Consider the following 11235-nt stretch of genomic DNA (forward strand, 5'->3'; position numbering starts at 1 on the left):
CATAGTTCTCATTCCCAAATCCATACTGAATATATCTGTTGGTAATGGAGGCGGGAATTGTGGATAAAAGGATGAATCTGCTTATGTTCAGCGGCGATTATGATAAGGCAATGGCTGGACTGATCTTGGCGAATACAGCTCGGGAGCTGGATGTGGATGTGACGATGTTTTTTGCGTTCTGGGGATTATCACTGGTTCGTGATCCCGAGAAGATGACGCTTGAGGATAAGACGATTTACGAGAAACTCATGGACTTGATGACGCCCAAAGGGCCTGAATCCTTACCACTATCCAAAATGAATTTCAGCGGCCTTGGCAAGCTGATGCTGACGGAAATGATCGAAGATAACGAAGCCCCGAAGCTCATTCATTTCCTGAAAGGAGCGCGGAAGAAAAATGTGAAATTTTATGCCTGTAAGCTATCAGTCGAAATTATGGGTTTTAAACCGGAAGAATTTATACCTGAACTGGAAATTATTGAGGCCAAAACGTATCTAAAAGATGCGCTCGAATCGGATATGCAGTTGTTTATATAAGATGGACTTGCGCCTTATCCGGCTGTTGGATGAGGCTTTTATTGTGACTAAATGATGACACTCGCCTATTTTTTTTAACCCATTCGGACCTACTTACGTACCCTAAGAAGACAGAACGACTTGGGAGGCGCCGTATGCTCATGGCTCGAATTGGAAGCAGTAATTGTAGGTATCAGCCTTCTAACGAGGCTTATTTCCAAAGGTATCGCGAAAGTACAATCGGATATCACCAGACCTTTGAATCTCCATATGGGCAAAAAAAGCTGATTTATGCGGATTGGGCAGCCAGTGGCCGTCTGTATGGACCCATCGAGTCGAAAATAGCAAAAGAATTAGGCCCTTTTGTGGCGAATACGCATACGGAGTCTAATTTGACAGGAACTCTGATGACCCAAGCCTATGAAGAAGCGAAACAAATCATTAAGGGCCACGTTCATGCCAATGAACATGATATCATCCTGTTCGCCGGGTCAGGTATGACAGGTGCAGTGAATAAGCTTCAGCGGCTGTTAGGATTGAAAATACATGAAAAATTAAAGCCCCTCTACCCCATCGCCGAAAAAGAACGCCCCGTTATTTTCGTTACACATATGGAGCATCATTCCAATCATATCTCCTGGGCAGAAACCATTGGAGACGTTGTATGTCTTCCTCCGGGTCCCGGCGGGATTGTCGATCCAACTCATCTCGAACGACTGCTGCTTCAATTCCGGCATCGCCCTATCAAAATCGGCGCCTTTACCGCCTGCTCCAATGTTACAGGGTTCGAAGTACCGATTTACCAGCTAGCCCGCAAAATGCACGAACATAGCGGCGTTTGTTTCATTGATTTTTCAGCAAGCGCACCTTATGCCGAGATCAACATGCACCCCACAGATCCTCTCGAGAAACTGGACGGGATTGTATTTTCGCCCCATAAATTTCTTGGGGGTCCCGGTACAAGTGGCGTTTTAATTGTGGATTCGAGACTATGCCTTAATTGTGCTCCGGATCAGCCCGGAGGGGGTACAGTTAGCTGGACCAATCCTTGGGGTGGATACGAGTATAAAGATAATACTGAAGCCCGTGAGGATGGAGGAACGCCTGCCTTTCTACAGGCCGTTCGAACGGCGCTCTGCATTCGGCTGAAAGAACAAATGGGACAGAAGCGCCTGTTGGAGCGCAAAAAGGAACTGACATCATTATTACTACAGAGCTTGAGTACCATACCAGGGCTACACATTTTAGGAGGAAGCAGCCAAGAACGAATGGGGATCGTTTCTTTCGTTGTCGGCCCTATTCACTATAATCTGATCGTAAAACTATTGAATGATCGGTTTGGTATTCAGGTCCGGGGCGGCTGCTCTTGTGCAGGCCCCTACGGACATTATTTGCTGGGCATCGACCAGCAAATATCTAAACAAATGACAGACCTGATCGATGCGGGAGACTTATCTCGAAAACCGGGCTGGGTGCGTCTGTCGCTCCATCCCATGATGACGAATCAGGAAGTCTCCTATATCGTCTCTTCCATACGGGCAATCGTGGAAAACATCATGACCTGGCAAAAAGATTATATCTATCAACCAGATACGAATGAATGGAGATCTATAAATGAACATAACAAAATAGACATCAGCAAATGGTTCAATTTTAGCGATTAAGAGACTCCTGTCCGTTCCCTTCCTTCAAAACTCTCATAGAATATTCTGTAGGATTAATATATGAGGAAAGAAGTGACGACAAATGGGTCTCAATTTTCGCAACAGTACTAATGCGGCTATCTATATTGCTTACGCTTATCCGAACTTCAACTGTAGTCCTATCAACTATGCCAAGATTGGCTGGTATCGTGTAGATCCTGGGCAGACAAGAGAAGTTTGGAGTGGATATGCCGGAGGCAATACGTTCTATTACTATGCCGAAAGTAGCTTTGGACGCACATGGTCAGGTTCTTATTTTACCCAGCTCCCTAGCCAGGCCTTCCATTGGTGTTGGAACGTAGGATGTACGACCTGTAGGAATTTAGGTATGCGGCGGATTCCTGTCAGTCCAATCTACGCAAGTTACACCATCAACCTGGTTAGCAGCGCTAGCCAAAGCGCACCTCAATCCGGGAATATTCGCATAGCCTTGCCTTCCAAACAAAGCACAGAAGGATCCTTAGTCGTAAGAATACCTAGAACGGCTAAAAAATTGAAACAGGGAAAACCTCTGTCATCCAACCGTGTTGCAGTACCTACAAGACTGAGAAAGAATTGATGTAGAATTCCTAATTCGCAACATTGCATGAGATCTAAAGCAGTCATATTTTTTATTAAAAGGAGCGACCTCACTCCCATGGTCTGCTCCTTTCTCTTTTATCTATGAAGTAATTCCGTTTATTTACTTTCGGATTCCCACTTGGATATCTCTTCACGAACCCGTGGTGCTACCTCTGTTCCCAATAGCTCAATTGCTCTCATGACATCGTCATGCGGCATCGTACCGACGGGCACGTGCAACAGAAAACGTGTAATGCCTACCTGTTTACGGAGATGAATGATTTTCTTGGCAACCGTGTCGGAATCACCTACATACAACGCTCCTTCAAAGCTACGTGCGGCATCGAAGCTAGAGCGAGTGTAAGGGCCCCAACCGCGTTCACGCCCAAGCACATTCATGCTCTGCTGAGTGGAAGGGAAGAATTTATCCGCTGCCAGCTCAGTCGTCTCTGCGATAAAACCATGTGAGTGTGATGCAACCGGAAGCAGCGATGCATCATGACCAGCATGCCTAGCGGCTTTTTTATACAGTTCCACCAACGGAGCAAACTGTACAGGACTACCCCCAATAATCGCCAGAACCAACGGCAATCCGAGCAAGCCTGCACGAACCACAGATTCCTGATTACCCCCACTCCCAATCCATACAGGCAACGGATTCTGAACTGGACGCGGATACACGCCCAAATTATGAATTGCAGGCCGATGTCCGCCTTTCCAGGTGACCTTCTCGGATTCTCGGATCTTCAATAACAGCTCCAGCTTTTCATCGAATAGTTCATCGTAGTTATCCAAATCATACCCAAATAACGGGAACGATTCGATAAAGGAACCCCGGCCTGCCATAATCTCAGCTCGTCCATTCGAAATGCCGTCCAGTGTAGCAAAATCCTGAAACACACGTACGGGATCATCCGATGAAAGTACCGTAACTGCACTGGTTAACCGAATCCGTTGGGTCTGTGCTGCAGCAGCAGCGAGGATAACAGCAGGTGCAGATGCCGCATAATCTTTACGATGATGCTCCCCGACGCCGTACACATCCAGCCCTACCTGATCTGCAAGCACAATCTCCTCGACCACTTCACGTATTCGTTGTGCGTGACTGATAACCTCCCCCGTTTGGGGATCCGGCGTTGTTTCTACAAACGTGCTTATCCCTATCTCCACTTGTTCTACCCCCTATTTTCGTGCCTCGTTCTCATACGACTGCTTTCAAAGACAATCATTTTAAAAACCGATATCTTTATATTGAACCTTTTTCGCATCTTTTTCAAGCTCTCCTTTTCTGAGTCTGAAAATCAGCCAAGGGAAGTGTCAATATTCGCCGCAGGAAAAGAAGTCTCTTTGTCGAATATTGTATGGAATAAAGAAGATTCCCATCCCCACAACATGAATACAACAAGGAGGCACTTACATTTATGGCTTTTGTTATTAATAATTTAAAGGATAACAGCAATGTTGCTATCACTGACCAATTAGGCGGATTTACGGTACTGGAATACATAACAGATTTGAGCTGCACCTCGGTTGCGGCTGCGCAAGACAATTACTATATGAGCAAAAGTAACATGCGCCGCAAACAGCTCATGATTGAAATCAACAATAGCGAGATTATGATGAAGGCGGGAGCCATGCAATATACTGTGGGTAGCATGGAAATGACTACCGGTGTAAAAGGCGTTGGTGGCTTAATGCGAAACTTGGTGTCCGGTGCTGTGACAGGGACAGGTGCCATTAAACCGCACTATAAAGGCACGGGTACCATTATGCTGGAGCCTACCTACCAATATATTTGGCTTATTGATGTCGACAATGATGATATTGCCATCGAAGACGGCTTGTTTTTGGCTTGTGACACGACGCTGGACATTTCCGTCGTTGCACGTAGTAATCTTTCCTCTGCCGCACTGGGTGGAGAAGGGTTATTTAATTTAAGCGCCCGCGGAAAAGGGGTTCTGGCACTACAAGCGCCAATCCCTTCCGAGGAAGCGGTCGTTATAGAATTGCAAAACGATGTGCTGAAGGTGGATGGTAACTTTGCCCTCATGTGGTCCAATACCTTACAGTTCACCGTCGAAAAATCCGGGAAAACCAAAATGGGCTCGGCTGCTTCCGGCGAAGGGCTGGTAAATGTGTACAGGGGAACAGGAACCGTATGGTTGGCACCCTTATAAACATAAAAAAGGAGAAGCCCTCGGCTTCTCCTTTCTTACATTTTAATTCTTTTTTACAAACTCCGATTTTAGCTTCATTGCTCCAAAACCATCAATTTTGCAGTCAATATCGTGATCGCCATCCACCAGACGGATGTTTTTTACTTTGGTGCCGATTTTTAAGACGGATGAGCTTCCCTTCACTTTAAGGTCTTTAATGACAGTTACAGAGTCACCATCCTGCAGAATGTTACCATTCGCATCTTTGACGACCTTAATGTCTTCACTGCTTACCACTTCTGACTCGGTAGACCACTCATGAGCGCATTCCGGGCAAATGAAAAGACTGCGATCCTCATAAGTGTACTCTGAATTACATTCAGGACAATTTGGTAAATTAGACATGGTATTATGTACTCCATTCATTTTCAAATTCTACTGCTGTGCTAAGCTTCCTTGATAGACCAAGCTTGCTCCAAGCCTACCTTGGAGTTCCCTACAAGTATATTGGATAAACCGTCACGATTCCACTCATGGATAAAACTAATCTGAGTATTGTTGTACCTTATATGTAACCGCTCTGTCTGCTGAAAATGCCCAAAGGTGAACATGTAAAACTAAAACGGATGCTGCATAGGAAAACAGCATCCGTTTTTACGGCACGTTTGTTATGCTTGGATTTGCTTGATCAGTTCACTAATTCCTTGACTAAGCGGCGTAAGGGGACGTTTCAACAGCTTCTCAAAATCGTTGCTTACCACATCCAAGGCTCCTTCACGAATCGCTTGTTGAATACCAACCACAATAGGGATTGCACCTTCCGGGACTCCCGCTCCAAGCATAACCTCGGCATACGTAGCATCATCCACCTGCTGTACAGGGACGTCTTTGCCCAGAACCTCAGCAAGTATCGCTGCAAACTCTTCTTGGGTAATCGGCTTACCGGAGAGCTCGTATATTGTATTCTCATGCCCTTCACCAGACAAAACATTGGCAGCTGCTTGCGCATAATCTGCACGGGTAGCCCAACCTACTTTACCGGACCCTGCCGAGGTTAGCCAAGGTGCCCCCGCGAATACGGATTGGATCGTGCCTGCCTCATTTTCCAGATACCAATTATTACGCAAGAAGGAATAAGGAATACCTGACTCGCGAATGAACTCCTCCGTGATGCGATGTACGGGTGCAAGAAATAGAGTGCTGTCAGCGGCATTGGCAGCGCTAGTATAAGCGATGAAGCCTACTCCAGCACGCACAGCAGCATCCACAGCCGCTTTATGCTGACGAATTCTGGTATCATTATCCCCGTCTGCGGATATAATCAGCAGTCGATCTACTCCAGCAAACGCTTGATCCAGCGTCTCCGGTTTATCAAAATCACCGTGACGAACGTCAACGCCACGAGACCGTAAGTTCTCTGCTTTTCCTGGATTTCTTACGCTAACAATAAGATCGTTTGCGGAGACAGATGTAAGCAACGTATCTACCACGATGGAACCCAGTTGCCCTGTTGCTCCTGTTAATGCGATTTTCATATGAAATCCTCCATTCAGATTTTATTTACTTTTATATAGTAACTAAAAATATAACACATGTCTAATCTAGAGTCTAAAGTTCTGCTTTGCGGGTAAGAGTTGGTAACCCAAACTTTCCCCTAGAGAAAGGAACATGTATATGAAGAAAGCTATGATCATTGTAAATCCCTCTTCCGGCAAAGAGGAATCCCTCCAACATGTCAGAAACGTAGAAGAAACTCTACGTGATCAAGGATACGTTGTTACGGTTAAAGAGACAGAAAAGGAACTGGACGCCACCCGTTTTTGCGTTAATGCGTGTGAGGAAGCTTGTGACCTAGTCGTTTCCATCGGTGGAGATGGCACACTTCACGAAACCATCAACGGTTTCATGGATCAAGGCCACCGTCCAAGACTGGGTATTATCCCCCTTGGGACAGTCAATGATTTTGCCCGTGCCTTGCAAATTCCGCTAAGTCCCGAGCTGGCGATCCGTACACTGACTTCTGCCCGCGTGAAAAACGTAGATATGGGCCTCTTAAACGGCCGAATGTTTGCCAATGTTGTTGCCACAGGTTCGCTTGCTGAATCGCTATCAGCTGTATCATCAGACGATAAATCCATGTTTGGCACATTTGCCTACTTCAAAGAAGGCATGAAAGAGCTTATCGGCCATCCTGCCCACTCACTTATCATCCGCTATGATGACGAGACCTGGGAAGGAAAGTCCCCACTCTTTTTGGCCACGTTAACCAATTCAGTTGGCGGATTCGAGAAACTGGCACCCGATGCGACTGTTGACGATGGTCTGCTTCACTGCTTTATTTTTAAAAACCTCAATATATTGAACACCGTGACGGCCAGCATATCCTTATTTTTAGGCAACCTGAAGGATCATAGTGATATCGTTTACTTTACCGCAAAGCATGTAAGTGTCAGCTCCGCAGAACCGGTAAGTACGAATGTAGATGGTGAGGAAGGGCCGTCTTTGCCTATCGAGCTTGGTATTTTACCGCGTCATATCGAGGTAATTGTGCCGGAAGAGGTCTAAGTCATGCGGTGCTGATCCTCAAGCTTGAGGATCATACTCGCTCAATTTCCCCTCGTAGATCAAATGGAATCGATCACTTTGCCGAAAATCGTCTGGCGTAACAAGAGCGGGTAGTTTGTTCCATATTTTTATGCCGGATCGCTGTAAAATTTCCGCGACGAATTGCGAACAAAAATAAGAATTGCTGAACTCGACTGGTTCTTTGAGTGCAATACCAATCAAACCCAGTAAGTTATACATATATTTTTGACGACTTCGAATAAAGACATGTAAAACCCGTTTCATTTTTTCGACTTCACGGTCGGTTACTTGAAGCTCGTAGATGACGCATGTTGTATTCGGAAATCTGCTGTATGTACCTGTCTTAATATCCTCTTTCACGAAACCACCATCCAGAGGGTTATTAGGGGTCTTTCTGCCGAAGCTGTATAACTCCGAAAGTTCCCGGTTGAAGGAAATGGAGGCGTGATTGTATGGCGCTCTCGTATAGCTTTTAATGACTCTCGTAAGAAACGTTCCCGTATTCGTAAGCAAGATAAAGACGGATTGATCTGCTGCCATTTACGAAATTTCCCCTTATCAAGTTTGAATTATTCCTTCATAATAACATAGGAACCCTAATGGAACCCTATTTCGCGATAAGTTGGTGAGTGGTAATGGACAGTTCGCTATTAACGTTAATCCTTATTTTTACAGCCCTATTGGTCATCCATCTAATTTACATAGTAGTAGTCAAAACACAGCCAGACAAAGACTATGCAGCTATTGGGCTTCGCATCAAGACATGGTGGGGTATGTTCTTTATCTTTTGCTTGGCAACTCTTTTCAATCCGATCGTTTCACTGCTTTCCTTGATGGCACTCACCTTTTTTGCGCTAAAAGAATACTTTTCCATGATTAGATCCAGAAAAGCTGATCGCAGATTGTTTCTATGGGCATACTTGGCGATTCCCGTACAATTTTATTGGATCTATATCGGGTGGTACGGAATGTTTATTGTCTTTATCCCTATCTATGTATTCCTGCTGTTACCGCTCCCGCGATTGATCAACAAAGGAACGGTTGGTTTTCTGCGCAGTGTCAGCTCGACCCAGTGGGGACTCATGCTAATGGTTTTCGGGTTGAGTCATCTGGCCTATTTTCAGTTTGCTACGCCGCAATACGGAGCGAAACTTGTACTTTTTCTAGTGGTACTGACGCAGCTCAATGATGTCGTACACTATCTAGCATCACTTTATTTCGGAAAGCGGAAAATCGTCCCGACATCCAATCCCAATATAACTTGGGAAGGCTTTGCATTCGCTTTTCCCGTAACTATAGCGGCTTCCTATCTCATCTATCCTTACCTGACGCCGTTTGACCTGAAATTTGGAATTATTTTCGGCATGCTGATCAGCTTGAGCGGTTTCTTCGGCAGCTTAACGGTTTCCGTGCTGAAGCGGGATTTATTAATCGGCGATGATGACAAGTTCGATGCTTTGAAAAAAAGCTACTTAAGTCAGGTGGATAGCTTGACCTACACCTCGCCCGTCTTTTTTCATGTAATCCGTTATTTTTTTGACTTTATGTAGCGATAGAGGCTCCCAGCTGAAACTTCGGGAGCCTCTTTTTTTTGATTTAAGTTCTTATCGCATTTAAATTAATGCACCTGATCCAGCAATTGATATGCTTCTTCCTTCGTAGTAACTGCCAGAAGCGCCTCTCTGAAATGATCGTCCATCAGCTTACGCGACAACATTTGCAGCACTTTCAGATGCGCATTTTCCTTGCTGTTGCGCGGTACGGCAATCATGAAGATCAGTTTTGCCTCACTTCCGTCTGCACTATTCCAATCAACACCGCCCTGCTTGATGCCAAAGACCACGCTTGGCTTCAGGACAGCTTCCGATTTGCCATGAGGAATGGCAATATTCATTCCAATGCCTGTGGAGCCTTCTTCCTCCCTGGCTAATATCGCCTGTTTGAAATCACGGGCAGAGCTTACGGCTCCATTTCTCTCAAGTGCTCCGATCATTTCATCAACCACAGCATCTCGTGTCGTTCCTTCCAGATCCAAATTAATCAGATCCATCGTTACAATATCCGTCAGTTTCTCAATGTGAACAGCTTGCGGAGATACGGCTGGCCCGTTATTTGTGACAGTTGTTGAAGCAGATGACTCCGCAGCGGCCGTTGTAGTAATCGCAGATTGTCCAGCTCCTGCGGTAGAATGTCCAGGCATCGCTTCCCCAGCAGCATCTGGAGTTACAGTTGCTGCAATATCTTTTTTCAGCAAGCTCACCAGGACAACCGATACGGCTACGCCGACAATAACGGCAATGAAGAACATAAGCACATGGTCCACTGCACCAAGTACAGCTACAATCGGGCCACCATGAGCTACCTTATCACCTACATTTCCCAACATGGCGATGACAGAACCGACCATGGACCCTACCATGATACTGGGAATAACACGTAGTGGATCTTGCGCTGCGAATGGAATCGCACCTTCGGTAATACCGAATAACCCCATCGTAAATGTTGCCTTCCCAGCCTCACGTTCTGCAGGTGCAAATTTACGTTTGTTGAGCATCGCTGCAAGTCCCATCCCAATTGGCGGGATACAAATCGCAACGGCGATCGGGCCCATAATTTCATAATTCCCTTCGCCAATCATGGCCGAACCGAATAAGAATGCAACTTTGTTCACAGGGCCACCCATATCAAAGGAGATCATCGCACCTAGAATTAATGCCAGTAGAATTGAACTTGTACCTTGCATACCTGCAAGCCAACCCGTTAAAGCTTCAAACAGTTGTGCGACTGGAGCACCAATCACAAAGACAAAGATTAATCCAACAATTAAAGATGCCAATACGGGGATAATAATAATAGGCATAATCGGCTGTAATGCTCGGCCAACTTTAATTTTCCGAATCCCAAGTGCAACATAACCCGCCAGGAAACCAGCGATAATGCCGCCGATAAATCCAGCCCCCGCCTCACTTCCATAAAAGCTGCCGTTCGCAGCAATGAATCCGCCAATCATACCCGGTGCAAGCCCCGGTCTATCCGCAATGCTCATCGCGATAAATCCGGCGAGGATCGGTATCATAAAGGTAAACGAAGCCGAACCGATATTCTGAACCGTCTTCCAGAAAGAACCGTCCGGTATAACCAGACCGCCTGGTGTCTTCTCACCGCCAATCGTCAACGCAATGGCAATGAGCAATCCCCCAATGACAATGAAGGGTACCATATAGGATACACCGTTCATCAAGTGGCGGTAGATGGGATTTTGTTTCGGTTTGTTCTCCTGTGAGCTACTTTCAGCAGAACGTGACTCTGCTTGGTACACAGGTACATTACCCTTCATTACCCGCTGGATCAATTCTTCCGGACGGCGAATGCCATCCTGTACGCCAACGACCAGCAGTTTTTTACCGACGAAACGGTCTTTAACCACCGTTTTATCCGCTGCAATAATAATGCCATCTGCCTCACGGATCTCCTGCTCGGTCAGTTGATTTTCGACTCCAATGGAGCCTTGTGTCTCGACCTTCATCTCGATGCCCAGCTTTGCTGCTGCCTTTTGCAGATTCTCAGCTGCCATATACGTATGTGCAATTCCGTTAGGACATGAGGTAATCGCCAATATCTTCATAGTCATTCCCCTTCTCTCTGATGTTTCCGCTTACATTGATAGTATAAACGCCTATCCTGCTGTTATCGGACGAACTTTTTACCGGAACT

11 protein-coding genes are annotated in these 11235 nt (G+C 45.9%); 6 read left to right on the plus strand and 5 right to left on the minus strand.

Going from position 1 to position 11235, the window contains the following annotated elements; all coding sequences use genetic code 11:
* Positions 1 to 59: 59 nt before the first annotated feature.
* The 3 genes from NSQ68_RS25290 to NSQ68_RS25300 all read left to right on the plus strand — a co-directional run bounded on the left by NSQ68_RS25290 (position 60) and on the right by NSQ68_RS25300 (position 2777).
* A complete protein-coding gene (locus NSQ68_RS25290) occupies positions 60 to 536 on the plus strand; it encodes a DsrE/DsrF/DrsH-like family protein (protein ID WP_250240978.1) in 477 nt (158 codons plus the stop codon).
* Positions 537 to 670: 134 nt separating this feature from the next.
* The gene (locus tag NSQ68_RS25295) at positions 671 to 2179 is read left to right on the plus strand and encodes an aminotransferase class V-fold PLP-dependent enzyme (RefSeq protein WP_342427548.1); all 1509 of its coding nucleotides are present in this window, start codon (positions 671 to 673) and stop codon (positions 2177 to 2179) included.
* A gap of 82 nt (positions 2180 to 2261) precedes the next feature.
* The gene (locus NSQ68_RS25300) at positions 2262 to 2777 is read left to right on the plus strand and encodes a DUF1036 domain-containing protein (protein ID WP_250262151.1); all 516 of its coding nucleotides are present in this window, start codon (positions 2262 to 2264) and stop codon (positions 2775 to 2777) included.
* Between the two features lie 119 nt (positions 2778 to 2896).
* On the opposite strand, the gene NSQ68_RS25305 is transcribed toward NSQ68_RS25300, so the two are convergent.
* Positions 2897 to 3949, minus strand: a complete 1053-nt coding sequence (locus NSQ68_RS25305; protein WP_069012299.1) for an LLM class flavin-dependent oxidoreductase — start codon at positions 3947 to 3949, stop codon at positions 2897 to 2899.
* Between the two features lie 251 nt (positions 3950 to 4200).
* On the opposite strand from NSQ68_RS25305, the gene NSQ68_RS25310 reads away from it, so the two are divergent.
* Entirely contained in the window at positions 4201 to 4956 is a 756-nt protein-coding gene (locus tag NSQ68_RS25310; RefSeq protein ID WP_029518860.1) for an AIM24 family protein, read from the plus strand.
* 42 nt (positions 4957 to 4998) lie between these two features.
* Here the strand turns inward: NSQ68_RS25310 and NSQ68_RS25315 are convergent, their stop codons facing one another.
* Together NSQ68_RS25315 and NSQ68_RS25320 are read right to left on the minus strand one after the other, a co-directional pair.
* Positions 4999 to 5340: a zinc ribbon domain-containing protein YjdM gene (locus NSQ68_RS25315; protein WP_307350745.1), complete on the minus strand. Its 342-nt coding sequence runs from the start codon at positions 5338 to 5340 to the stop codon at positions 4999 to 5001.
* Positions 5341 to 5603: 263 nt separating this feature from the next.
* Positions 5604 to 6470, minus strand: coding sequence for an SDR family oxidoreductase (locus NSQ68_RS25320; protein ID WP_342427549.1), 867 nt, complete (start codon positions 6468 to 6470; stop codon positions 5604 to 5606).
* A gap of 139 nt (positions 6471 to 6609) precedes the next feature.
* Here NSQ68_RS25320 and NSQ68_RS25325 point away from each other — a divergent pair, with 139 nt between their 5' ends.
* On the plus strand, positions 6610 to 7500 hold the full coding sequence (locus NSQ68_RS25325) for a YegS/Rv2252/BmrU family lipid kinase (protein WP_342427550.1): 891 nt from the start codon (positions 6610 to 6612) through the stop codon (positions 7498 to 7500).
* An 18-nt stretch (positions 7501 to 7518) separates the two neighbouring features.
* On the opposite strand, the gene NSQ68_RS25330 is transcribed toward NSQ68_RS25325, so the two are convergent.
* Positions 7519 to 8061 (minus strand): hypothetical protein, encoded by a 543-nt coding sequence (locus NSQ68_RS25330; protein ID WP_342427551.1) that lies wholly within the window; start codon positions 8059 to 8061, stop codon positions 7519 to 7521.
* Between the two features lie 95 nt (positions 8062 to 8156).
* On the opposite strand from NSQ68_RS25330, the gene NSQ68_RS25335 reads away from it, so the two are divergent.
* Positions 8157 to 9071, plus strand: a complete 915-nt coding sequence (locus NSQ68_RS25335; protein ID WP_342427552.1) for a phosphatidate cytidylyltransferase — start codon at positions 8157 to 8159, stop codon at positions 9069 to 9071.
* Positions 9072 to 9139: 68 nt separating this feature from the next.
* Here the strand turns inward: NSQ68_RS25335 and NSQ68_RS25340 are convergent, their stop codons facing one another.
* On the minus strand, positions 9140 to 11146 hold the full coding sequence (locus tag NSQ68_RS25340; RefSeq protein ID WP_342427553.1) for a PTS fructose transporter subunit IIABC: 2007 nt from the start codon (positions 11144 to 11146) through the stop codon (positions 9140 to 9142).
* Positions 11147 to 11235: the final 89 nt, after the last annotated feature.

This window comes from Paenibacillus sp. FSL L8-0158 (assembly GCF_038592965.1).
GTDB lineage: Bacteria > Bacillota > Bacilli > Paenibacillales > Paenibacillaceae > Paenibacillus > Paenibacillus polymyxa_D.

What these genes read in the sequence shown, in the direction of transcription:
- NSQ68_RS25310 (WP_029518860.1), top strand. Translation starts at nt 4,201, where the DNA reads ATGGCTTTTGTTATTAATAATTTAAAGGATAACAGCAATGTTGCTATC.
- NSQ68_RS25315 (WP_307350745.1), bottom strand. Translation starts at nt 5,340, where the DNA reads ATGTCTAATTTACCAAATTGTCCTGAATGTAATTCAGAGTACACTTAT.
- NSQ68_RS25300 (WP_250262151.1), top strand. Translation starts at nt 2,262, where the DNA reads ATGGGTCTCAATTTTCGCAACAGTACTAATGCGGCTATCTATATTGCT.
- NSQ68_RS25325 (WP_342427550.1), top strand. Translation starts at nt 6,610, where the DNA reads ATGAAGAAAGCTATGATCATTGTAAATCCCTCTTCCGGCAAAGAGGAA.
- NSQ68_RS25330 (WP_342427551.1), bottom strand. Translation starts at nt 8,061, where the DNA reads ATGGCAGCAGATCAATCCGTCTTTATCTTGCTTACGAATACGGGAACG.
- NSQ68_RS25340 (WP_342427553.1), bottom strand. Translation starts at nt 11,146, where the DNA reads ATGAAGATATTGGCGATTACCTCATGTCCTAACGGAATTGCACATACG.
- NSQ68_RS25295 (WP_342427548.1), top strand. Translation starts at nt 671, where the DNA reads ATGCTCATGGCTCGAATTGGAAGCAGTAATTGTAGGTATCAGCCTTCT.
- NSQ68_RS25320 (WP_342427549.1), bottom strand. Translation starts at nt 6,470, where the DNA reads ATGAAAATCGCATTAACAGGAGCAACAGGGCAACTGGGTTCCATCGTG.
- NSQ68_RS25335 (WP_342427552.1), top strand. Translation starts at nt 8,157, where the DNA reads ATGGACAGTTCGCTATTAACGTTAATCCTTATTTTTACAGCCCTATTG.